We start from the raw sequence: 25009 nt of genomic DNA, 5'->3' as shown, positions 1-25009 counted from the left end.
TATGCTCGTGCTTTCCCGCAAAAAAGGAGAGTCCATCGTCATCCAAGATCAGATAGAACTGACGATCTTAAGCGTAGATGGCGACACGGTAAAGGTTGGTATCACTGCACCTAAGCATGTTGATATTTTTCGTAAAGAGGTTTACCTTTCAATTCAGGAGACCAATCGTGAGTCTGTTGGTCCACAGCAGACTGATCTGAATGCATTGATCCATCGGCTTCGTAATGTAAATAAGAATGAATGAATGATTGACATATAGCACGTATCTATTCCAGAACCTGGGACTGTTTGAACGCAGACTCGGGTTTTTTATTTTATTTTGGAGAATTTACCCAAGAAATTTTAAAAAAACTTCGAATTACTCTAAACAGTTGGGTGCGTACAGTCGATATATGTATTAGACGCTGAGCCGGCAGGGCGGCCGACCTTAATGGTTCGGCGTTTACCACATGGATGTGGAACTAACTTAATTTCAGGGAGGAAATATCAAATGATTATTAACCACAATATCGCAGCTTTGAACACACACCGTCAATTGGGTGCAAATACTGCAGCAACTAGTAAAAATATCGAAAAATTGTCTTCAGGTCTTCGCATCAACCGTGCAGGTGACGATGCTGCTGGTTTGGCTATCTCCGAAAAAATGCGTGGTCAAATCCGTGGTTTGGATCAAGCATCCCGTAACTCGCAAGACGGTATTTCTTTGATTCAAACTGCTGAAGGCGCTTTGAACGAAACTCACAGCATTCTTCAACGTATGCGTGAACTTGCAGTACAATCTGGTAATGATACAAACACACTAGATGACAGAAAAGAAATCCAAAAAGAAGTTGAACAGTTGAAATCCGAAATTAACCGTATTTCCGAAACAACAGAGTTCAACACTCAAAAACTTTTAAATGGTAGCTTAGGTGTTACAGGAACTTCCACTGATAAGACTAAAGTTGACATTACATCTGCTACTGGCTTAGCCAAAGGAAATTATACTGTAACTATCGATACAGCAGCTACTAAAGCAAGTGCAGCCGCTGGTACTCTTGATCTTAGTGGTGGTGTAGATGTTTCTGGTAAAGAGCTAGTTATTAATGGCACAAAAATTGATTTCTCAGGTATGACAGCTGCAACTACACAAGATGTTGTAAATAAAATTAATGAGTACAAAGATAAAACAGGTGTACAAGCGACTGTAAGCACTAATTTTGTTAAACTTGATCAAACAGAATTTGGATCTAATTCAAGTATTACAGTAGGTGGAGCAGATGCTGTTGATTTCGGTGGTGCCGTGGCAGCTGGTGTAGATGCAGTTGCTACAGTTGTTGGTCCAAATGGAGCTTCTGAGCAAGTAACAGGAATAGGACAATCAGTAGGTTTCCACGGTGCTGAATTTATTGCTAAGGGAGCGGCTACTGACTCAGAAACAGTTACAGTTGCTGGCGGTGGAGCAACACTTCAAATCGGTGCAAATAAAGACCAAAGCATGACAATTGATGTTAATGAAGTTAGCTCTAACACGCTTGGTGATAAAGCTAATAACAAGTTGGTAAAAGATGTTAGTTTGTTGACGCAATCAGGTTCAAACGATGCGCTTAAAGTCTTAGACGAAGCTATGAAACAAGTTTCTGGCGAACGCTCTAAACTGGGTGCGTTCCAAAACCGTTTGGAGCATACGATCAACAACTTGGGTGCTTCTTCCGAGAACTTGACTGCAGCTGAATCCCGTGTTCGTGATGTGGATATGGCTAAAGAAATGATGAACCAAACGAAGAACAACATCCTTGCTCAAGCTGCACAAGCTATGTTGGCTCAAGCTAACCAACAACCACAAGGTGTACTTCAATTGCTTCGTTAATCTTATAGAGTTACAAGGAGATCCTAGACTATCTAGGGTCTCTTTTTTTAGCAGAACTAAAGGAAATTGAAATTATAAATCATATTTATCGAAAAGACGTATTTTGTTAGTCAACATTTAGGGTTTCTCTCGGGGAAGCCTTATTTTTGTTTCTGACAAAAGGATGGTGAGGCAATAGCGGAGTTCAACCTAGAAAGGAGTCTACTTGGGATTGGTGATAGCCTAATGAGGGATTTTTGTTGGTGGGAGTATGAGGGTGGGTCTAATTAGGCGGTCTTGAGATGTAATGAATGTATGTGATAGATGCGGAGAACAGTGGCATCTTGTATTCTTCAATTGCATGACACTTGACGAAGCTACAATTAATAAGATAATTAACTCACTGTAAGGTTATTTAGCCAATTAAGGCAAGTTTCGAACGAAAGTAGAGGATGCTAGTCAGAATATGGTGGACACTCTTATGGAGGATCAGACCCATTAATGTATAACGATTAATTGAGAAAATACTTTTAAGTGTAAGGAGTTGCTTATCTACTACTTCTCTTCACAGGTTTAAATCCTAATGGTAACTGTACTTCTAGTTACCAACAAAGTGATTACTTTACGAGAGGATACATTAGGTTGGTATGAATTTTTTTGTTTTTTAGTCGACATTTTATTTGCTTACTTTTAGTCGACATGTATTTGCTTACTTAATGATAAGGTTCGGACATTGTTCCGTTCTTCACTGTAGTAAACCTAAGGATAATTTTACCTCTCGTATTAATCAAATGTATAGAAAAACCGATAGATATAATATAAATGAAAAGTTAACGTGGGGGGTTCCAGTATGGATGTTCGTCTTTCGAATTCTGTAAGTTATACTAAAAAATTGATGGAAACGGGGGGGACACCATCTGTTACTCCTATAAATGAACAAAAAGAAGAAACTATCAAGTTAGGACAACTACGCAGCAATGTTGAATTAAAGAAGTTGGAACGAGAAGGTATAGCGGTTTCTATGGGAGAGGAACAGGTTGTTAAAGCGCTAGATCGGGCGCTAAAAGCCTTACAGGGGCCTACGACTACATTTGAAGTTAGCGTACATAAAGAGACCAAAGCCATTATGGTAAAAGTACTCAATAAGGAAACTGGGGAGTTAATTAGAGAAATCCCTCCTGAGAAGACACTAGACCTCGTGGCAAACATGATTGAAATTGCCGGTATTATGATTGACGAAAAAATATAGATAGGAGATGATACTATGGTGACTCGGATCAGTGGGATGGTTTCTGGTCTAGATGTGGACACTCTCGTAAAGCAGATGATAACTGCTAAGCGTGTACCATTAGATAAATTAAATCAACAAAAGCAGATACTTCAATGGCAACGGGACAACTATCGTGAGATCAATAGTAAGCTTGTAGATTTTCAAAATTCTAAGTTAAAGAATTATGACAAGTCGACGGCATTAAATACCCAGACTGCAGTTGTAACTGGGAATACGACAGCATTGAAGGCCGAAGCAACAGCCGATGCTAACGGTATACCTATGAAAATGGAGATTACTGAATTAGCAAAACCGAGGTCTTGGGAGACAGTAGTTCCTAAAAAAGATGGATCAATACCTTCGTCTGCAACTAAGCTATCTGCGATTGCGGATTCTGCCTCTACAACACAAACATATAATATTGTTATCAATGGTAGTAGCATTAATTTTGATAAGGAATTGAGTATATCAGGGGTAATTGCGAAAATAAACTCAGATAGTAAAGCTAATGTAACGGCTAAATATGATGAGGTTACAGGTAAGTTTTCCTTGGCTTCAAAAACCTATGGGGATGAAGGTAAGGTTGATCTCACAGGTACAAACAGTTTATTGACCTTATTTGGGTCAAGTGATCCTGCTTTCAAGGTTACAATTCCTCCAGAGAAGGCACAGATTACTGTAAATGGTTCACCAATGAGTTTTGATAGTAATAATTTCAAAATAAATGGTGTGAGTTTTACACTTTTGTCTAAAACGGATGGGGTAGCTACTACAATTAATACGCAAACAGACTCGGCGAAAGCTTTGGAAACTATTACGAGTTTTGTGAAGGATTATAATGAACTGTTAAGTGTGTTAAACAGTAAAGTTGATGAAGAGAAATATAAGGATTTCACACCACTTTCGGACGAGCAAAAGAAAGAAATGACGGATAATGATATTGAACTATGGGAGAAAAAGGCTAAGAGTGGATTGTTGAGGAACGATGAAATTCTGAAATCTACTATTGCTTCTATGCGATTTGAACTATCAAATAGGATGGGCGAACTTAGTTCGATCGGTATAACTGCAGGTCAATATTATGAGAATGGGAAGTTATATATTGATGAGGCGAAATTAAAGCAAGCCTTAGCAGATAATCCTCAAAAGATTATGACTTTGTTTCAAGGTGGTTCAGGATCTGATGGCGTATTCGATAAATTAACTACCACCGTAGGTAATACCTTGGATAAATTTGTTACTAAGGTAGGGACATCAAAGTTTTCGTCAGATTTAACCATTGCCTTTAAGTCAGATAGCTTAATGGGCAAGCGATTGACAGATTATAATACTAGGATTAAAACACTTCAGACTCGTCTCACTACTCTGGAGACAAACTACTACAAACAGTTTACGGCAATGGAAACTGCTATGAATAAATATAACTCTCAGTCTTCTGCATTATCTAGTTATATGGCAAATTAACCGATAGAGGTGACATTACATGATGACTTCTCCATATGATAAATACCGTCAGTCGTCTGTTCAAACATCAACTCCTGCGCAGTTGGTAATCATGTTGTATGATGGAGCCATTCGTTTTGCGAGAACAGCAATGGATGGACTAAGCAAACAGGACTATGAGAAGACCAGTCTGAATTTTGGCAAAGCTCAAACGATTATTAGTGAATTAATGAGTACATTGGACTACTCCTATGAGGTATCTAATAATCTTTATTCACTTTATGAATATACGAATTTCTTGTTAGTGGAAGCTAACATCCGCAAGAGCCCAGAAAAAGCGGAAGAGGCTATCGGCTACCTTACAGAACTTCGGGAAACTTGGCTACAAGCATCCAAAATCGCTGCAGGCCAGGGACAGGCTGAAAGTGCTCATGGATGAGTTAATTCAGAGCCTGAAGGAACTGACCTTAGGCATCACGGACAGACTTGATGAGACTACCTATGAGGAACTGGAGTTTTTTGTCGAGGATCGTCAGGAGCTTGTCGACGCTATTGCAGAACAAGCCGGAATTTGTAAGTCGACAACCGCACAAAAACAAGAAATTAATCGAATTTTGGGATACGACAATGTAATCTTAGACAGAATGAATGCTCTTCGTTTGGAAGCCCAAGACTGGTTGCAGAAGCGTAATCAGGCCAAGGTACAACGCAGCGCCTACGAGGCTGCTTATACCCCAGATAGTTTTTTAATGGATCGCAGAAAATAATTTATTTCGGTGTTTCACTATAGGAGTAGACGGGTATTAAATACCGTCTGCTTTTTATTTTATCGTTATACCAAATCTATTTCTTAATTAAGGAGAGATAAATGTCATATTTTACGTGGTAAATTATTGCATGTAAACATTTACTTTTCCAATTGACAATGAAGAAGTTACGGTGGTATAGTCGATTTGTGAGCAAGACTCACGTTCATCTGATGACGAAGGGAATGTTTAATCAATGGAAGGTAAAGTAAAATGGTTTAACGCAGAAAAAGGTTATGGTTTTATCGAGACTGCAGACGGTGGCGACGTATTCGTACACTTTTCCGCGATTCAAACAGATGGTTTCAAAACTTTGGATGAAGGCCAATCCGTAGAGTTCGATATCGTTGAAGGTGCACGCGGACCACAAGCAGCTAACGTAATCAAATTATAATCATACGGCTAAGCCGACCTACATATAAGTAGATGGTTAGCAATTTAGACAGCGCTAGCAAGGATCTTGGGAATTCTCCCGAGATCCTTTTTTTGTGTGTTTGAGGCCCCTGCAAAGCTCCACTTTGTGGGGATATTTTGTGCTCTCATAAACCTCCATTAAGGCTGTTAAAAGCTAGAAAATAGCGGCTTTGTAAATTCATATTATGGAAAATGTTAGAACTCTTCGAAATGTGGGTAATAGTTGTACGTTGAGCTGTTTATCTTACCTCGACGCACACTATGTTAGCCTAGGTCAATACATCTAAGAAAAGATTCATATAGCCTATGCTATCAAAACTTTTAGGAGGATGATTAGCAGGATGAAAAAGAAGTTGCGCGGTCTTATGACCGGAGTTTTAGGAGTTAGTATGTTATTAGGATCTCTTGGCAGCGTATCTGCCGCCTCCGTACCTAAGGATATTCAAGGTCACTGGGCCCAAGGTCAGCTACAGGAATGGCTAGATAGAGGATACCTTGGAGGATACCCAGACGGTACTGTTAAACCAAATAAGGCAATTACACGTGGAGAGTATGTGACTCTGGTAAATCGCCTGTTCGGTTTTACAGAAAAAGCAACTGTAAGCTTTAAAGATATGAAAAGTACAAACTGGAACTACAGTGAAGTGGCTAAAGCCGTGGAAGCTGGTTATATCGGAGGATACGAGGACAATACGTTCCGTCCTAATAGTCCGCTCACAAGACAAGAGGCAGCTGTAATGGCTGCAAAATTACTTAAATTGAGCACCAATACCACTACTAGCAAATTTAAAGACAATGCACAAATTGCAGCATGGGCAAAAGGTGCAGTAGCCGCTGCAGCAGATAAGAAGATTATTAACGGTTATCCGGACGGAACCTTCGGTCCTAAGAGATCGTTAACACGTGCAGAGGCTGTAGGTATCATCAATACCTCAGTCATCTATTACCCAGGTAGCGGCACAGGTGGTGGAGTAGTACCTACCCCAACGCCAACAGCTACTCCGACACCAACAGCTACACCAACCCCAACAGCTACTCCTGGCGGTAGTACTGGTGGAGGCAGCGGTGGTGGATCTGGCGGCGGTAACGGTGGTGGAGATGTCACAACTCCAACCGTAAGTGGGGCAACCTATGGTAACGTTGGTTCGGTAACAGCCGATGTATACCTGACATCTTCCGTAACAGGCTCAGTGTACTATGTTGTAGCTCCTTATACTGCTAACGTAACTGCACCGAGTGCATTACAGGTGGAAAAAGGACAGATCAGCAATGGAACTGCAAGCGAAATTCACGGTAGTGTTGCAGCTGTAGCCAAAACAAATGTTACATTCTCGGTTTACGGATTGAATCCTGGGACAGAATACGCAACATATATCGTAGCAGCGGATGCATCTGGCAATCTGTCTACTGTGACAACCGTTCGATTAACTACTGCTCAGGTAACTACAAACTCGTTTACGCTTTTTGAACCAGGACAAGTAGGTACTGTTACAGCAGATGTATATGTTAAATATGGTGTGACAGGTGCCGCTCCAACCCCAGTAAGATATGTAGTATTGCCTGCTAATGAAAAAGCACCTAGTGCAACACAAATTTCTTTAGGCCAGAATAGTACTGGTACAGCATTGACTGCTCCATGGACGGACACGCTTACGTTCGCTCCTGGTGTAAAACATACGCATACATTGACTGGATTGACAGCCAATACTGCCTATAAGGTATACGTTATTACAGGATCAGGTACGCAATTGTCACCTGTAGAAATCATTCAAATTCATACCAAGTAACTTAATCTTATACTGTCTCAGTTTGGGAATATAAGAATGGAATTCGTACTATAATAACGACAGGTTTACTCTTGGTCCGGTGAGGCGAATAGTTGCTCTTGCCGGACTTGTTTTATTTGTGAACACTACGACAATAATTGTTATCTAATTGTAAGGGCTGTAAGGAATTACTTTTTACTTAGCCTTAACAATTTGGTATAATGAAGGTGTAACTAAAGGAGGAGTGGCCATGCAATTCACCATTCGAGGTCAACAAATTGACGTGACCGACGCTTTGAGAGAGTATGTTGATAAGAAGCTCAGCAAACTTGAGAAGTATTTCGAAGCACCCCCTACCTCTGAAGGGTCTGTGACGCTTGGCGTAGTTCGCGGCCTTCATACGGTGGAAGTAACCATTCCGCTTGCTGGCGTGACGCTTCGTGCGGAAGATCGCAGCGATGACATGTATGCTTCCATAGATGCCGTTGTGGACAAGCTGGAACGTCAAATTCGCAAACACAAAACGAAGATCAATCGTAAGTTCCGTCAAGAGGGACTCAAGACGCTGTTTGTGGACGGAGCAAGTACCGCTGTTGCTGTAGAAGAACAAGATTATGATGATTTAGAAGTTGTGCGGAACAAGCGCTTTACGATGAAACCGATGGATGTTGAAGAAGCGATTCTTCAAATGAATATGGTAGGACATAATTTCTTTGTGTTTTCCAATATCGACACCTCGGAAGTAAGCGTAGTTTACAAACGTGATGATGGTAAATATGGACTGATTGAACAGGGCTAAGATCCAATGATGCCAGTTATGCTCAAAGTATAAAGGGCTTCGACAGTTAGTCAGAACCTAAGAAATTTAAACCGAGCCCCTATTCGCTGCAAGCGAATAGGGCTCTTGTGCGTATAAGCGGCTAGATTTGAAAAATGTGGCTGATACACCTTGTATTGCGGCATCTCTTACAAACTGTTACAATTTATGAAGCAGCGGAATCGAATTTATAAATGGCCCTTTCAATTTTGTGAGGATGGGCTCGGTTCCACCATCTGTGTTGCATGAAAGGGGTTAACCATGCTAGGACTTGTAAAGAAAATATTCGGAGACACCAACGATCGTGACGTTAAACGTCTCATGAAGACAGTCGATGTAATTAATGGATTGGAACCGGAATTTGTAAAGCTGTCTGATGAACAGTTACAAGCTAAGACAGCAGAATTCCGTGCCCGTATTGAAAAAGGCGAAACTTTGGAAGAAATTCTTCCCGAGGCATTTGCAACCGTGCGTGAAGCTTCCAAGCGGACACTTGGTATGCGGCATTTTGATGTGCAGCTGATTGGTGGTATGGCTCTGCATGAAGGCCGAATCTCCGAGATGAAGACTGGTGAAGGTAAGACGCTAGTAGGTACATTGCCAGTGTATTTGAATGCTTTGCTAGGTAAAGGTGTACACGTAGTAACGGTCAATGACTATTTGGCTCAGCGCGATAGCGCACAAATGGCACAAATTTATAACTTCCTGGGCATGACGGTTGGGGTTAACCTGAGCGGTATGGACCATGCTGATAAACAAGCTGCTTATGCCTGCGATATTACGTACGGCACGAACAACGAATTTGGTTTTGATTATTTGCGTGACAACATGGTGCTCTATAAAGAGCAAATGGTTCAACGCCCTCTGTATTTCTGTATTATTGATGAAGTGGACTCTATTCTTATTGATGAAGCACGTACACCTCTTATCATTTCCGGACAAGCTGAGAAGTCTACAGAATTGTACTTTTCAGCTGACCGTTTCGTGAAAAAGCTTAAAGCTGAGGAAGACTACACAGTTGATATTAAAGTGAAGTCTGTAGCTTTGACTGAAAAAGGTGTAGCTACTGCTGAGCGCGCTTTTGGTATTGAGAACTTGTATGACCACAGTCATGTGACCTTGAATCACCATATCGTCCAAGCCCTGAAAGCAAACGTAATTATGCGTCGTGACGTAGATTACGTTGTAAACGAGGGTGAGGTCGTTATTGTCGATGAATTTACAGGACGTCTAATGTCAGGACGTCGCTATAGCGATGGATTGCACCAAGCGATTGAAGCGAAGGAAGAAATTGAAGTACAGAATGAAAGTATGACTCTTGCAACGATCACATTCCAGAACTACTTCCGTATGTATCGCAAACTGGGCGGTATGACAGGTACAGCGAAGACTGAGGAAGAGGAATTTAAGAAGATTTATGGTCTTGAAGTTCTTCAAGTCCCTACGAACAAACCGAATCAACGTGTAGATATGCCGGATGTTGTCTACAAGAGTGAGAACGGTAAGTTCAAAGCTGTTGTGGAAGAAATTGTAGAGCGTCACAAAAAGAACCAGCCTGTACTGGTTGGTACAGTATCAATCGAGAATTCAGAGCTCGTATCTGAAATGCTGAAGCGTAAAGGTGTTAGACACCAAGTGCTTAACGCGAAGCATCACGCTGAAGAAGCGGAAATCATTACACATGCAGGTCAACCGGGTACAGTTACGATTGCTACCAACATGGCTGGACGTGGTACGGACATCGTTCTAGGTGAAGGTGTGACAGATCTTGGAGGTCTGCATATTATTGGTACAGAACGTCATGAATCGCGTCGGATTGATAACCAGCTGCGCGGTCGTGCGGGTCGTCAAGGTGACCCTGGTTCTACACAATTCTACTTGTCGCTTGGCGATGAGCTTATGAAGCGTTTTGGTGCTGACAACGTTCTAACTATGATGGATCGTCTCGGATTTGAGGAAGATCAGCCGATTGAGAGCCGCATGATCACACGTGCTGTAGAATCTGCTCAGAAACGTGTTGAAGGCAATAACTTTGATATCCGTAAAGTCGTATTGCAATACGATGACGTGATGAATCAGCAGCGTGAAATTATTTATAAACAACGCCGTGAGATTCTGGAGTCTGATAATATTAAAGATATCGTGCTTGAAATGATCAAACCAGTAATTGAGCGTATCGTTCTTGCACACTGTAGCGATGATATTCCTGAGAACTGGGAATTGCAAGAAGTTGCTGATTACGTGAACAGCAAGCTGCTTGAAGAAGGTGCTTTGACCCGTGATATTCTATGGGGTAAGGAAGCAGAGGAGATCATCGAGTTTATTTTCGAACGTGTGCTTGAGAAATATGCTGCACGTGAAGAACGTCTGGGTTCAGAACTCGTACGTGAATTCGAGAAGGTAATCGTACTTCGTTCCGTAGATAGCAAATGGATGGATCATATCGATGCAATGGATCAATTGCGTCAAGGGATTCACTTGCGTGCTTACGGGGGTACGGATCCACTTCGCGAGTATCAATTCGAAGGTTTTGAGATGTTTAATACTATGACTGCTACGATTCAAGAAGAAGTAGCTACTTATATTATGAAGGCTCACATCGAAGCGAATCAGGAACGTCAATCCGTTATTGATGAAGACAAGATTTCTACAAACGGAGAGCCTGTTGAGAAACGTCCGGTTCATGTTGAGGCTGTAACTGGCCGTAACGATCTTTGCCCTTGCGGAAGCGGCAAGAAGTACAAGAATTGCCACGGTCAAAACGCATAAGATAAACGTTCAGTAGCACTCATAATCAGGAGTAAGATGTAAGTCTGTATCCCTGATGTCTATGGGTATACTAACCATAAAGAGCGGCTGGGCCCGGGGGTATCCCCCGTTTACGGCCCAGTCGCTTTTTTGGATATTTAGTATTCGAGTGAATGAGGAATGGAGAGAAGGTTTGGAACTGGAGAAGCGTAGCGCTCGCCTTTATCTTCAGATTCCAACCGCAAGTGCGGTTATCTAATCAAGGAATCTGAGGATAACAGCGATCGGAAGTCCAATCCTTCTCGTAATGGCTAATCATTCACTCACGCACTAACTATCCATTAGAGCGAAGACCGTAACAACCTATTTTGAAAGGTGAAGTGACCTATGATAGAACCAAATGTAAAGCAGGATCTGCGTGAAATAGGCAAGAAACTAACTGACCTTAGGGGGTCTCTTTGACTTAGATCTTAAGCAAGAGATGATTTCTAACTTTGAAGAAAAAATGGCTGCTCCAGGCTTCTGGGATAATCCAGAGCAAGCACAGAGTGTGATCGGCGAGATGAATGCTGTGAAATCTTCCGTGGATCAATACGAGAAGCTGCAACAAGAATACGACGATGCTGCGATGATGGCAGAGCTTGCGGACGAAGAAGGCGATGAAGATCTTGCGGCAGAGATTGGGGAGACAATCAGCAGCTTAGGCAGAAAAGTGGATGAATTCGAGCTGCAATTGCTACTTAACCAGCCGTATGACAAGCTGAATGCAATCCTTGAGCTCCATCCGGGTGCGGGCGGTACGGAATCCCAGGACTGGGGACAAATGCTGCTGCGGATGTATACCCGTTGGGCTGAAAAACGTGGATTCAAGGTTGAGGTTTTGGATTATTTGCCGGGTGATGAAGCGGGAATCAAGAGTGTCACACTGCTCATCAAAGGCTTCAATGTATATGGATATCTGAAAGCTGAAAAGGGTGTACATCGATTGGTGCGGATTTCTCCGTTTGACTCTTCTGGTAGACGCCATACCTCTTTTGTATCCTGTGACGTAGTTCCGGAAATTACGGATGACGTAGAAGTTGAGATCCGTACCGAGGATCTTAAGATCGATACGTATCGTGCGAGCGGTGCCGGTGGTCAGCATATCAATACCACAGACTCTGCGGTACGGATTACTCACTTACCTTCGGGTGTGGTGGTAACCTGCCAGAATGAACGTTCACAGATCAAGAACCGGGAACAAGCAATGAAGATGCTACGTTCTAAACTATATGAGCGCAAACTGCAAGAACAGCAGCAACAATTGGATGAGATTCGCGGTGAGCAATCCGATATCGCTTGGGGCAGTCAGATCCGTTCTTATGTATTCCATCCATATAACATGGTCAAGGATCACCGTACTTCCGTAGAAACGGGAAATGTGGGTGCGGTAATGGACGGAGATCTGGATGCGTTCATCGATGGTTACTTGCGTAGCCAGATCAAGGTTGAGGCGGACTAAGGGATTTTTTCGGGAATATAGGAGAGTATAAAGTTACTCCATACTTTATCTATATATTTATTTTTCGGGGAAACGGATACCATTCTTTGATCTGAATGGGGTACCCGTTTCTTCTTACGTAGAGCAAGATGACACTTTAAGGAGCGCCATGAAATGCAAAAAATCAATTCTCGTAATAAACCCCCGCTGATTCCGCTGAATGGACCCATCCGTCATGTGGTGGATACAACGCTTATTTTGATCGGTTCGCTAATCACAGCACTGGGTTTTAATCTTTTTTTTCTGCCTAATCATATAGCTTCTGGCGGTGTATCGGGTCTTTCTGTATTGGCTGAAGCTTGGTTTGGGGCTGAACCGGCATTTACGCAATGGGCACTTAATATCCCGCTGTTTGTGCTCGGAGTAATCTTCCTGGGTAAACAATACGGCGTTCGCTCGTTGCTCGGGAGCTTTGTGTTGCCGCTATTTATCTTGTTGACAAAAGATTTGCCTACACCGACAACCAATCCACTTTTAGCCTCCATTTATGGCGGTATCTGTGTGGGAGTGGGGCTTGGCGTCGTGTTCCGCGGTCGGGGCTCGACAGGTGGTCTTACGATTTTGGCGCAAATCATTCAAAAGATATCGGGTCTCAGCTTCTCGGTTTCCGTTGTGTTGCTGGATGGGACGGTTATTGTACTGGCTGCGTTTATTCTCGGTATGGAGCAAGCGCTGTATGCGTTGATTGGATTGTTTGTGACAGGTAAGGCCATTAATGCGATAGAAGTAGGCTTCCGCTATACGAAGGTTGCATATATTATCTCGGACAAGACAGATGAAATATCTGCGGCGATATTAAATGATCTGGATCGTGGTCTGACAAAGCTGGACGCACATGGCGGGTACACTGGCGATGCACGTACCGTTCTGATGGTAGTGGTAGGTCAGAATGAAGTATCAAGGCTAAAGGCGATTGTCCAATCTGTAGATACAAGTGCATTTGTTATTATTACCGAAGCACATGAAGTGTTAGGCGAAGGATTTAAAAGAGAAGCGTAATCTCTCCTACGGGGGAGGCGACGCTTCTCTTTTTTTCTAAATGAGGTTATATTTAGGATAAATAAAGTTCACATATTGTGTTGTATTTATATTAATAGGGATGTATAATAATACATATTTCTAAGACGGTATGCATTATATTAAATAATATATTCATGATAAGCAGGAAGTGGGGATGACAGTGGAAGGCAAGCTGAGGGCGGCGATTGTTGGATCAACGGGTTATGGAGGCGTAGAGCTGATTCGGCTACTACAAAGTCATCCTAAAGTAGAGATTACTTCGGTAATTTCCTCATCTAGTGCAGGGGATGCGATAGAGGAAGGGTTTCCTCATTTGACGGGCATTATTGACCGAAGGCTGGATGGCGTTGATCCGGTGCAGATGGCTGAGCGGGCGGATGTGGTTTTTACGGCTACGCCGTCGGGTGTAAGTGCAAAGCTGGTCCCGCAGCTGCTGGAAGTTGGACTTAAGGTCGTAGATCTATCCGGCGATTTCCGATTGAAGGATGGCGCAGAGTATGAGCACTGGTACAAACATACGGCTCCTGCTGATGAATACCTAGAACAGGCTGTATACGGACTTTGCGAGGTGTTCGGAGAGCGTGTGGCTGGGGTTGATTTTATATCTAATCCAGGTTGTTATCCTACGGCTACACTTCTTGGACTAATTCCTGCGATTCAGGCAGGCTGGATTAAGCATGACAGTATTATTATTGATGCGAAATCGGGGGTTACCGGAGCGGGACGCGGAACGAGTCTGATGGTGCATTATGCAGAGATAAACGAGAACTTAAAAACTTATAAATTAAATAAACATCAACATATACCGGAAATCGAGCAGACACTCACGGAGATTGCTGGAGAAAAGGTAACCGTTACGTTTACCACACATCTCGTGCCGATGAGCCGAGGGATTATGAGTACGATGTATGCAGGAATGAAGGGCAATTATACGGAGCAGGATTTTGTGGATTTATATCGTGAATATTATGCGGGCAGACCTTATGTGCGGGTGCGCGATGTAGGTGTGATTCCAGCGACAAAAGAAGTTAACGGCTCTAATTATTGTGATATCGGATTTGCGACAGATGCTCGTACAGGGCGGGTGACTATAGTCTCCGTCATTGATAACGTTGTAAAAGGTGCGGCAGGTCAGGCAATACAGAACCTTAATTTGATGATGGGATGGGAGGAAACCCTTGGCCTCGGCTACACACCTGTGTATCCATAAGGATCAGCGGTACAAATAACATGAGCGAGATTGAATTATTTACTACCTTGGAAGGTGGAAGCATTACTTCACCTAAAGGATTTAAGTCCGGAGGACTGCACTGTGGATTGAAAAAAACGGACCGCAACGATCTCGGAGTGATTCTTTGTGAGGTTCCAGCTACGGCTGCTGCCGTGTATACGACGAATGTTTTTCAGGCGGCTCCTCTGAAGGTGACGCGGGAAAGTCTTGTGAACGGAACGTTGCAGGCGGTAGTCGTGAACAGCGGGAATGCTAATGCCTGCACAGGTGAACAAGGCGAGGCCGATGCTTATGAGATGCGCGCTGCTGCGGCTCAACATTTGGGCGTGAACGTTAACGATGTTGCTGTCGCTTCAACTGGAGTTATTGGTGAATTACTGAAAATGGACTGCGTACGTAGCGGTATTGTTGCAATACCAGAGAAGCTGGACGGTGGGGCTGCTGGAGCGGAGGAATTCTGTCAGGCCATACTTACAACTGATTTAGTTAAAAAAGAGGTTGCCGTGAAGGTGCTTGTTGGCGGTGTAGAAGTTATTATTGCTGGAGCCGCGAAGGGCTCCGGGATGATTCATCCTAACATGGCTACCATGCTCGGTTTTATGACTACAGATGCTGATATTTCAGCGGAAGATTTACACAGTTTGCTTCGTTCTGCTACGAACGTTACTTTTAATATGATCACAGTTGATGGAGATACAAGCACGAATGATATGTTAGTGTCGATGGCGAGTGGGCTTGCAGGGAATGAGAAGCTGACTCAACAGCATCCGGATTGGGACGCTTTTGCCGCAGGATTCACGTATGTCTGCCAGACGCTTGCCAAAGCGATTGCTCGTGATGGAGAAGGTGCGACTCACCTGATTGAGGTTCAAGTGAATGGTGCAGTTCATGACGAAGCTGCCGCAGCGATTGCCAAGACAGTGGTAGGTTCTAGTCTAGTGAAATCTGCTATTTTTGGAGCGGATGCGAACTGGGGACGAATTATTGCAGCGGTTGGACGCGCAGGTGTTCCGGTATCGCCGGAGCGCGTAAACATTTCTTTAGGTGATATTGAGGTGCTACTGCACTCGAAGCCGGTTGTTTTTGATGAAGAGAAGGCTTTGGCTTATTTGCAAAAAAGTGAAACGGTGCTGATCACTGTAGATTTGCATGATGGAACCGGAAAGGCTACAGCTTGGGGCTGTGACTTAACTTACGATTATGTGCGTATTAACGCTGCATACCGTACCTAATTTGTGGCGGCTTAAGCCCACAAGGGAAGGATACCGAACATATGACGCTAAATAGCGAGCTTGAACTTATAGATGCATTAGATGGTAGTGGATTGTTTGTGATGAAATGCGGCGGCAGTACGCTGGCTGCTCTTCCTGATTCTTTTTTCGAAGATTTACGAGATTTGCAGCAGGAAGGCATTCAGCCTGTAATAGTTCATGGCGGAGGGCCGGCCATTTCAGAGAATCTAGCAAAGCTGGGCATTGAAAGCAGCTTCGTGAACGGTCTGCGGGTAACCACCGAGGCAGTACTAGATGTCGTAGAGATGACGCTGGCAGGGAGTATCAACAAGGCGATTGTAAGGCGAATTCAAGGAAGTGGCGGTCTAGCTCTAGGGCTGTCCGGCATCGATGGAAATATGATTACTGCTAGACCCGTAGCTAATAGCGCTGAAGTAGGTTTGGTAGGAGAAGTAACGGAAGTAAAAGCTGAGATCGTAACTGGTATTGTTGGGATGGGCTATATTCCTGTCATTGCACCTATCGGTGTAGATGCTGCAGGTCAGCGCTACAATATTAACGCAGACACAGCAGCAGGAGCAGTCGCTTCTTATGTAGAGTCTCCCCAAATGATCGTGGTCACAGATGTGCCTGGCATTATGAGTACCGTGGAGGGTCAGAAAATTGTACTTCCATCCGTTACCGTACAGGAAATCGAAGCTTTAATTGAAAGTGGAGAAATCTACGGCGGCATGATCCCGAAAGTACGGGCAGCGATCGATTGCATTCAAGGCAGCGTTTCAGAGGTTATTATTGTGGATGGAAAAGAAGCGCGGGTGCTTAGCCGAGTACTGCAAGGTGAAGCGATAGGCACACGTATTATTCGTTCGTAGAATCATAGATGAAAATCATTTAGAGGTGCAGCCTGGTACACAGGAGCACAAGATGGGAGAGTGACTTAGAATGAGCAAGCTTACACAAGCTGAAATGGATTCGCAAGCAGGGGCACAGCAGACCGATACAGTAGGATCAGGTACACCGGATGTTGCAGCAGGCAAGCTTAGCGCGGTATTCCCTTCTTACGCCAGATATGATCTCAGCTTAGTTAAAGGCAAAGGCACCTGGGTATGGGATGATAAGGGCAATAAGTATCTTGATTTCACAAGTGGATTAGCTGTGACCAGTCTAGGTCATGCTCCTGAAAAAGTCGGTGCGAAGCTGAAGGATCAGATTGATACGCTCTGGCATGTCTCCAACCTGTTCCATATTCCTGGGCAGGACAAAGTTGCAAATCTTTTGACAGAGAATAGCTGCGCTGATCAAGTGTTTTTCTGTAATAGTGGGGCAGAAGCGAATGAGGCTGCTATTAAGCTGGCTCGTCGTTACCACCAGAAGGTAAAAGGTGTCGATCGTTATGAGGTCATCACATTTGAACAATCCTTCCATGGACGTACATTAGCCACACTAACAGCTACAGGTCAGCAAAAGGTAAAAGAAGGCTTCCTGCCGCTTCCAGCAGGCTTCAAAACTGTACCTTTGCATGATCTCCCTGCGTTAGAGGCTGCTATCGGTGATCATACCGCTGCTATCATGCTGGAGATGGTGCTTGCAGAGGGTGGCGTGCTTGAGGTAGAACCAGAGTTCTTGAACGCTGTAGTGGCACTGTGTAAGAAACACGGATTGCTTCTGATTGTAGATGAGGTACAGACAGGAATGGGACGTACAGGCAAGCTGTTCGCTCATCAGCATTATGGAATTGAACCAGATATTTTCACTTTGGCTAAAGGGATTGCAAGTGGGTTCCCAGCGGGCTTAATGCTTGGCAAAGGGTATTTGCGTGATGCTTTCTCACCAGGCAGCCATGCGTCCACCTTCGGAGGAACACCGCTAGCAACAGCGGTTATGGCAGCGACAATTGAAACGATGCTGGAGGATGAGCTTCCACAACGCGCTGAAGAAATGGGTAAGTACCTGACAGGTCTTTTGAAAGAGAAGCTGGCGGACTGTTCTTTTGTGAAGGATATCCGTGGTAAAGGACTGTTAATCGGGATTGAATGTCAATCACCAGTGGGCGATATTGTTTTGGCTGGACAAAAGAAAGGCCTGTTGTTCGTGACAGCGGGTCCTAATGTCCTTCGCTTGCTGCCTAATCTATATGTAAGTAAAGAGGAGATCGACCAAGCGGTGGACATCGTCTCCGAACTCATTCATACTTATGCTAAACAAGCAAACGGGGAGGTAAGCTCATGAGTCAGGGCGTACAGAGTAACAAGCACACCATTGCACAGCAACTGAAAGGCCGTGATTTACTGGAGCTGAACGATTACAGCCCGGAAGAAATTACGTATCTGATTGATTCAGCGATTGAGCTGAAGAAGAAGCAGAAAAATGGCGAAGAATTTCAGCCGCTGAAGGGAAAGACGATTGGTCTTATTTTTGAAAAATCCTCTACTCGTACGCGCGTGTCGTTTGAAGTTGGAATGTATCAGCTGGGAGGGCATGCCCTTTTCTTGAGCAAAAATGACATTCAGCTTGGACGCGGTGAAACGGTTGGCGATACAGCACAAGTAATGTCACGTTACCTCGACGGAATTATGATCCGTACCTTCGGTCATGACAAAGTAGAGGATCTGGCTCGGTATGCTTCTATTCCAGTAATCAACGGCCTGAGCGACCTGGCACATCCTTGCCAAGTGCTGGCGGATTACCAAACGATTTATGAGCACAAAGGAAAGCTCAAAGGCCTGAAGTTGGCTTACATCGGCGATGGCAACAATATGGCGCATTCTCTGATGATTGGCGGAGCTAAGCTGGGCGTGGACGTATCTATTGCCGGACCGGAAGGTTATGAGCCGGATGCAGCGGTTGTAGCAGAAGCCCGTGAGATCGCTAAAGAAACCGGAGCGAAGATTGTGGTTACTCACAGCCCGCAAGAAGCTGTACAAGACGCTGACGTCATCTACACCGATGTGTGGGCGAGCATGGGCTTCGAAGAGGAGCAAAAGGCGCGTGAAGCGGCATTCAAGGACTATCAGGTCAATGAGGCGCTTGTAAAAGGTGCGAAGAGCGATTATCTCTTCCTGCACTGCCTGCCGGCCCACCGTGAGGAAGAGGTCAGCACAGGCGTGATTGACGGCCCTAACTCGGTCATCTTTGATCAGGCTGAGAACCGTCTGCATGCGCAAAAGGCTTTAATGGCTGCGCTGATGAGTTAAGGAATTTAAATAATATAAAATATAAATCACTATATAAATTGAATTAATGTTGAGCGAAGTTAGGTTTTGGACGATAGAGTAATGGAGCGGAATTTTTGGAACTGTAGGAGCGTAGCGTTCGCCTTTATCATCAGATTTCATCCGCATAATGCGGTTTGAAATAAAAGAAATCTGATGATAACAGCGACCAGAAGTCCAAACATTCAGCGTAGTTGCGATTAATCGTTAAAGTGCTAGCGAGAGCACGGTTATTTTAATTTATATAGCCCACACGAAAGGAAGTTGCCACACCATGGCTAAAGAAAAAATTGTACTCGCCTATTCCGGCGGACTAGATACATCCGTTATTTTGAAATGGCTTAAAGAAACCTATGACGCGGAGATCATCGCCTTCACAGCCGATATCGGCCAAAAAGAAGAGCTCGACGGTTTGGAAGAAAAAGCACTAGCAACCGGTGCATCGAAAGTATACATCGACGATCTGCGCGATGAGTTCGCTAGCGACTTCATCTACCCTATGTTCCAATCCGGCGCGCTTTACGAAGGCCAATACTTGCTCGGAACTAGTATTGCTCGTCCACTGATCGCTAAGCGTATGGTGGATATCGCCATCGCTGAAGGTGCTACGGCTATCGCGCACGGCGCGACTGGTAAAGGTAACGATCAAGTGCGTTTTGAGCTTGGGGTAGCTGCACTAGCACCAAACATTAAAGTAATTGCGCCTTGGCGTTTGGAAGAGTTCCGCAATCAATTCCCGGGTCGTGCGGAAATGATCGCTTATGCGGAAGCTAATGCTATTCCGGTACAAGCCTCTGCGGCGAAGCCATATTCGATGGACCGTAACCTGCTGCATATCAGCTATGAGAGCGGCGTATTGGAAGATCCTTGGTTCGATCCAAGTGCACCAGAGAACAAAGGAATGTTCCTGCTGAGCAACGCTCCTGAGGATGCTCCGGATGAAGCGGAATATTTGGAACTCGATTTCGTTAAGGGAGACTGCGTAGCCCTGAATGGTGAGTCCTTAAACCCACTTCAAGTGATGGAGAAACTGAACGAGCTAGGCGGTAAACACGGTATCGGACGTGTGGATATGGTTGAGAACCGTTTTGTCGGCATGAAGAGCCGCGGCGTGTATGAGACTCCGGGTGGAACAATCCTGTTCGTCGCTCATCGCAAAATGGAGTCCATCACGATGGACCGTGAAGTGATGAACCTGCGTGACAGCCTGATCACTCGTTACAGCACTTTGGTGTATAACGGTTTCTGGTTCGCTCCAGAGCGTATTGCACTGCAAGCTCTTGTAACACAGAGCCAACAAAATGTAACAGGTACTGTTCGTCTTAAATTGTACAAAGGCAACATCATCGGCGCTGGAGTGAAGAGCCCAGTCAGCCTGTACAACCCTGAAATTGCGACGATGGAAGCTGATCCTACACAAGCTTATGATCAAGGGGATGCAACTGGCTTTATCCACTTGAACGCATTGCGTCTTAAGGTTTCTACAGGTGTAAATGGAGCTTCGAAATAGAACGATAACATAAACTTAAACGGGCAACCCCGAAGGCCGTTCCTCCCGTCAGGATAGGAGCGGCCCTCTGGCGTCCAAGAGGAGGAAATTACAGGTGAGCAAGCTTTGGGGCGGACGGTTTACTAAAGGAACAAACAAGCTGGTGGAGGAATATACGGCTTCCATTGGATTTGATAAGGCTTTGGCCAAAGAAGATGTACAAGGCAGTCTGGCGCATGTCACAATGCTGGGCAAATGCGGAATCCTTCCACAAGAAGATGTGGAGACGATTAAGCAAGGTCTGAACAAAGTATTGGACAAGGTTAACGCTGGAGAGGTTGTTTTCTCCGTAGCGGATGAAGACATCCATATGAATATTGAAAAACATCTGATCGAGGAAATCGGTCCGGTCGGTGGTAAACTGCACACTGGACGTAGCCGTAACGATCAGGTGGCAACGGATATGCACCTTTACCTACGGGGCCGGGTAGTTGAGCTAGTTAGCTTGCTGCATGAATTACAGGAAGCTCTGATTGAACAAGCCAAAGATAATGTAGAGACGATCATCCCTGGTTACACGCATTTGCAGCGGGCACAGCCGATCCTGTTTGCTCACCACTTGTTGGCTTACGTCTCCATGTTCCGCCGCGATGCGGAGCGTTTGACGGACAGCTACAAACGGATCAACGTGCTGCCACTCGGAGCAGGCGCACTTGCTGGTACAACCTTCCCGATCGATCGCCACTTTGTAGCGGAACAGTTGGGCTTTGACAGTGTGTACGAGAACAGTCTGGATGCTGTCAGCGACCGCGATTTTATCGTCGAGTTCTTGGCAAATGCTGCGCTTGTAATGACTCACCTATCCCGACTCAGCGAGGAATTGGTGTTGTGGAGCAGCACGGAGTTCAGCTTTGTGGAACTGGATGATGCTTTCTGCACAGGCAGCAGCATTATGCCACAGAAGAAGAACCCGGATGTACCAGAACTGGTACGGGGCAAAACAGGCCGCGTTTACGGCAATCTGATTGGCTTGCTGACCGTACTGAAATCACTGCCACTGGCGTACAACAAGGATATGCAGGAAGATAAAGAAGGCATGTTCGATACCGTTACTACGCTGACTGGTGCACTGCAATTGTTCGCGCCGATGATCTCCACCATGAAGGTGAACAAGGGACGTATGCGTGAAGCCGTGAATACGGACTTCTCGAATGCTACGGATATCGCCGACTTCTTGGTAGGCAAAGGTCTTCCTTTCCGCCAAGCACATGAAGTAATCGGAAAAACAGTGCTCTACTGCATTAACGAAGGCAAATTCCTGCTGGATCTGACGCTGGAAGAGTTCAAGCAATTCTCGCCACTCTTCGACGAGAATATCTATGCTGTTCTTCAGCCGGAAGCTGTAGTTAACGCCCGCAACGTTTATGGCGGCACAGCCACCGTTCAGGTGAAGGCTGCGATCGAACGCGCGGAGCAGGCGCTGCAGGAAGCTAATGAATGGGTAGTAAAACACGGTGACGCTATTTTGTAAACCGTATCAATACCAAATCTCGCCTCAGACTTTTATAGGTCGCAGGCGAGATTTTTTTTATCTAAAGGGGCTTTAAGTACAACACAACTGGATTCACAGTGCTCTTTACGGTTATCCTTAAATTAGGGATTGGAGGGTTCGTAAGTATGAGTAGAGAGCAGATCCTAGACGAGCTTAGATCGCAATTAAAACTGGGCAATCATATTATCGGAGTAGCCACAGGTGCTGGAATAACGGCAAAGTATGCGAAGCAGGGTGGCGCTGATTTTCTTCTGATGTTAAATTCGGGTAAATTCCGCCAGATGGGGAGGAGTTCTCTCGCTGGGATTTTGCCGTTTTGCAATAGCAATGATATGGTGATGGACTTTGCGTCTAGGGAAATCATCCCTCTGGTAAGAGATATTCCTATTATTTTTGGGCTCAATGCAACCGATCCGACAAAAGATATGGAGAGCTATATCAGTGAAATAAAGAATAAGGGATTTTCCGGAATTAATAATTACCCCACGGTCGGATTAATAGATGGTCAATTTGGAGAAGCACTCGAAGAAGAGGGGAATGGTTATCTACTCGAAGTAGAAGCTATAAGGATCGCCCATGAAAAAGATTTGTTTACCATAGCCTTTGTATTTGACGAAATTCAAGCTGCTCAGATGATCGAGGCGGGAGCAGATATTATTTGTGCACATTTAGGCTTAACCGAAGGGGGATTATTAGGAGCCAAAAAAGTATTCTCTCTGGAAGCTGCCAAGGCTAAGGCTGACGAGATTTTTAATACATGCAATGCGTTAAAGCCAGATTTAATTAAATTGGTTTATGGTGGTCCCGTGAAAACGCCGATTGATGTGCAGTATATGTACAGTAATAATCAAAACCTGATGGGGTACATCGGGGGCTCTGCTTTTGAAAGAATTCCATCGGAGAAGTCCATCACGAATATAACCAAAGCTTTTAAAGTGTCGGGGACGCTGGATGAAGATGATTTTATGGTGAAAATGTTAAACGGCATCACAAAGCACTATGATTATGTTGAATTTGTAAAAGAATACGTGGCCCAAAATTATATGAATGAGATTTTGTTTGCAGATTTAGCTAAGGTGGCGCATGTATCCCGAAGTTACTTAAGTAGTTTGTTTACCAAAAAAGTTGGCTGCAGCTTTCAAACGTATCTCGTACAATTTCGGATGGATAAGGCAGCGGAAATATTACATAGAGACCCTATCCAGTTATCTGAGTTAGCGCCATTAGTGGGATATCAAGATTATGCGCAGTTTAGCAAAATGTTTAAGAAGTACAAAGGGTTCTCTCCAAAACAATATAAATCTAACATAAACACAAAAACATAAGACATAAAAGCGTTTTCATTCATAATTCAAAGAAGTATGATTAACTCATAAGTTGATCATGCTTTTTTGTTGTAGATATTTGAAGAGGAGGTTGAAGAAATGAAGACGATTGCCATTGCCGGAACTTTTGACACCAAGGGTGAAGAATATCTCTACATTAAAAATTTGCTGGAAAGCTTGGAGTTAGGTACGTTTACGATTCATACGGGTGTGTTTGAACCCACTTTTACACCGGATATCTCTAACAGAGAAGTAGCAGCAGCCGCGGGTGTAAGTATAGATGAGCTCGTTGCCAAGAAGGATAGAGCATTAGCGACAGAATTATTAGCCAAAGGTATGGAAAAATTAGTACCTGAATTATATAAGCAAGGCAAATTTGATGGGATTATCTCCTTTGGGGGTACTGGAGGGACTTCACTTGTAACCCCTGGTATGCGGGCATTGCCTATTGGTGTACCAAAAGTGATGGTTTCGACCGTAGCTTCTGGGAATACTGCCCCATATGTAGGTACTAGTGATATTGTCATGATGCCTTCCGTAGTAGACGTTGCTGGACTGAACTCCATTTCAACAAAGATTTTTACCAATGCAGCCTTCGCCATCGCCGGTATGCTTAAATTTGAGAATAAACAAGTGATAGAGAAAAAACCATTAGTAGCTACAACAATGTTTGGGGTAACAACCCCCTGTGTGACGGCAGCCCGTAACTATCTTGAAGCTAGAGGATATGAGGTGCTTGTATTCCATGCAACAGGTGTAGGTGGCCAGTCCATGGAGGCGCTAATCGAGGCTGGTTTTATTGAAGGTGTATTGGATCTGACCACAACAGAATGGGCGGACGAAATTATTGGTGGCGTGCTAAATGCTGGACCTCATCGGTTAGAAGCTGCTGGTAAACATCATATTCCACAGGTTGTGTCGGTAGGTGCCCTTGATATGTGTAACTTTGGCCCTTATGATACGGTACCCGAGAAATTTGCTGGACATAAGTTCTATAAGCATAACCCTACAGTTACTTTGATGAGAACAACAGTAGAAGAGAATGAAGCTATCGGCAAAAAACTTGTCGAGAAATTAAATATGGCCAAAGAGAAAACGGTGTTAATGTTGCCGCTTAAAGGGATATCGGGCATTGATGTTGCAGGGGAAGCTTTTTACGGTGTAGAGGAAGATCAAATGTTATTTGATACCTTGAGAAATGGTGTGAACAGAAATGTTGTCGAGGTTATCGAAATGGATTGTGCCATTAATGATGTAGAGTTTGCAGAAGCAGCAGCGCAGAAGCTAATAGATCTCATGAGCAAATAACACTAACA

At 44.2% G+C, this 25009-nt stretch carries 21 protein-coding genes; all 21 read left to right on the top strand.

The features are described from left to right. Window position 1: 1 nt before the first annotated feature. The 21 genes from csrA (at window position 2) to NSU15_RS28365 (ending at window position 25001) form a co-directional block, all read left to right on the top strand. The gene (gene csrA / locus NSU15_RS28465; protein WP_042131333.1) at window positions 2-244 is read left to right on the top strand and encodes a carbon storage regulator CsrA; all 243 of its coding nucleotides are present in this window, start codon (window positions 2-4) and stop codon (window positions 242-244) included. Window positions 245-490: 246 nt separating this feature from the next. Then, on the top strand, window positions 491-1849 hold the full coding sequence (locus NSU15_RS28460) for a flagellin (RefSeq protein ID WP_339288358.1): 1359 nt from the start codon (window positions 491-493) through the stop codon (window positions 1847-1849). 829 nt (window positions 1850-2678) lie between these two features. After that, window positions 2679-3077 carry a flagellar protein FlaG gene (locus NSU15_RS28455; protein ID WP_231573968.1) on the top strand — a complete coding sequence of 133 codons (399 nt, stop codon included), beginning with the start codon at window positions 2679-2681 and terminating at the stop codon, window positions 3075-3077. Between the two features lie 15 nt (window positions 3078-3092). Further along, window positions 3093-4562: a flagellar filament capping protein FliD gene (fliD, locus tag NSU15_RS28450; protein ID WP_042131331.1), complete on the top strand. Its 1470-nt coding sequence runs from the start codon at window positions 3093-3095 to the stop codon at window positions 4560-4562. 19 nt (window positions 4563-4581) lie between these two features. Beyond that, entirely contained in the window at window positions 4582-4980 is a 399-nt protein-coding gene (gene fliS, locus NSU15_RS28445) for a flagellar export chaperone FliS (RefSeq protein WP_042131330.1), read from the top strand. Further along, complete coding sequence (locus NSU15_RS28440; protein ID WP_042131329.1) at window positions 4973-5308, top strand: hypothetical protein; 336 nt, start codon at window positions 4973-4975, stop codon at window positions 5306-5308. The genes fliS and NSU15_RS28440 overlap by 8 nt, the downstream gene beginning before the upstream one ends. A gap of 235 nt (window positions 5309-5543) precedes the next feature. Further along, a complete protein-coding gene (locus NSU15_RS28435) occupies window positions 5544-5741 on the top strand; it encodes a cold shock domain-containing protein (protein WP_019915069.1) in 198 nt (65 codons plus the stop codon). Window positions 5742-6102: 361 nt separating this feature from the next. Continuing rightward, window positions 6103-7548 carry an S-layer homology domain-containing protein gene (locus tag NSU15_RS28430; RefSeq protein ID WP_339288355.1) on the top strand — a complete coding sequence of 482 codons (1446 nt, stop codon included), beginning with the start codon at window positions 6103-6105 and terminating at the stop codon, window positions 7546-7548. 229 nt (window positions 7549-7777) lie between these two features. After that, window positions 7778-8326, top strand: coding sequence for a ribosome-associated translation inhibitor RaiA (gene raiA, locus NSU15_RS28425; RefSeq protein ID WP_042131328.1), 549 nt, complete (start codon window positions 7778-7780; stop codon window positions 8324-8326). Window positions 8327-8605: 279 nt separating this feature from the next. Further along, window positions 8606-11113, top strand: coding sequence for a preprotein translocase subunit SecA (gene secA, locus NSU15_RS28420; protein ID WP_042131327.1), 2508 nt, complete (start codon window positions 8606-8608; stop codon window positions 11111-11113). Window positions 11114-11479: 366 nt separating this feature from the next. Continuing rightward, a protein-coding gene (gene prfB / locus NSU15_RS28415; protein ID WP_339288354.1) for a peptide chain release factor 2 occupies window positions 11480-12593 on the top strand; the annotation gives its coding sequence in 2 pieces (ribosomal slippage) (window positions 11480-11551 and window positions 11553-12593; 1113 coding nt in all). Window positions 12594-12746: 153 nt separating this feature from the next. Continuing rightward, window positions 12747-13631 (top strand): YitT family protein, encoded by an 885-nt coding sequence (locus NSU15_RS28410; protein ID WP_339243739.1) that lies wholly within the window; start codon window positions 12747-12749, stop codon window positions 13629-13631. Window positions 13632-13812: 181 nt separating this feature from the next. After that, complete coding sequence (argC, locus tag NSU15_RS28405) at window positions 13813-14862, top strand: N-acetyl-gamma-glutamyl-phosphate reductase (protein WP_339291498.1); 1050 nt, start codon at window positions 13813-13815, stop codon at window positions 14860-14862. A 20-nt stretch (window positions 14863-14882) separates the two neighbouring features. Then, window positions 14883-16115 (top strand): bifunctional ornithine acetyltransferase/N-acetylglutamate synthase, encoded by a 1233-nt coding sequence (gene argJ / locus NSU15_RS28400; RefSeq protein ID WP_339288353.1) that lies wholly within the window; start codon window positions 14883-14885, stop codon window positions 16113-16115. 41 nt (window positions 16116-16156) lie between these two features. Continuing rightward, on the top strand, window positions 16157-16987 hold the full coding sequence (gene argB, locus NSU15_RS28395) for an acetylglutamate kinase (protein WP_339288351.1): 831 nt from the start codon (window positions 16157-16159) through the stop codon (window positions 16985-16987). A 70-nt stretch (window positions 16988-17057) separates the two neighbouring features. Continuing rightward, entirely contained in the window at window positions 17058-18344 is a 1287-nt protein-coding gene (locus tag NSU15_RS28390; RefSeq protein WP_042131322.1) for an acetylornithine transaminase, read from the top strand. Next, window positions 18341-19309 carry an ornithine carbamoyltransferase gene (argF, locus tag NSU15_RS28385; protein WP_339288349.1) on the top strand — a complete coding sequence of 323 codons (969 nt, stop codon included), beginning with the start codon at window positions 18341-18343 and terminating at the stop codon, window positions 19307-19309. The genes NSU15_RS28390 and argF overlap by 4 nt, the downstream gene beginning before the upstream one ends. 292 nt (window positions 19310-19601) lie before the next feature. Next, window positions 19602-20837 carry an argininosuccinate synthase gene (locus tag NSU15_RS28380; protein ID WP_339288348.1) on the top strand — a complete coding sequence of 412 codons (1236 nt, stop codon included), beginning with the start codon at window positions 19602-19604 and terminating at the stop codon, window positions 20835-20837. A 94-nt stretch (window positions 20838-20931) separates the two neighbouring features. After that, window positions 20932-22347 (top strand): argininosuccinate lyase, encoded by a 1416-nt coding sequence (argH, locus tag NSU15_RS28375; RefSeq protein ID WP_339288347.1) that lies wholly within the window; start codon window positions 20932-20934, stop codon window positions 22345-22347. A gap of 146 nt (window positions 22348-22493) precedes the next feature. Beyond that, window positions 22494-23693 (top strand): phosphoenolpyruvate hydrolase family protein, encoded by a 1200-nt coding sequence (locus tag NSU15_RS28370; RefSeq protein WP_339288345.1) that lies wholly within the window; start codon window positions 22494-22496, stop codon window positions 23691-23693. A 99-nt stretch (window positions 23694-23792) separates the two neighbouring features. Continuing rightward, the gene (locus NSU15_RS28365; RefSeq protein ID WP_042131317.1) at window positions 23793-25001 is read left to right on the top strand and encodes a Tm-1-like ATP-binding domain-containing protein; all 1209 of its coding nucleotides are present in this window, start codon (window positions 23793-23795) and stop codon (window positions 24999-25001) included. Window positions 25002-25009 lie beyond the last annotated feature (8 nt).

It is taken from the genome of Paenibacillus sp. FSL E2-0201 (assembly GCF_037963325.1).
Classification (GTDB): domain Bacteria; phylum Bacillota; class Bacilli; order Paenibacillales; family Paenibacillaceae; genus Paenibacillus_AQ.
The sequence above is the reverse complement of the archived record's forward strand: the minus strand, read 5'-3'. Positions and strand labels throughout refer to the sequence as shown.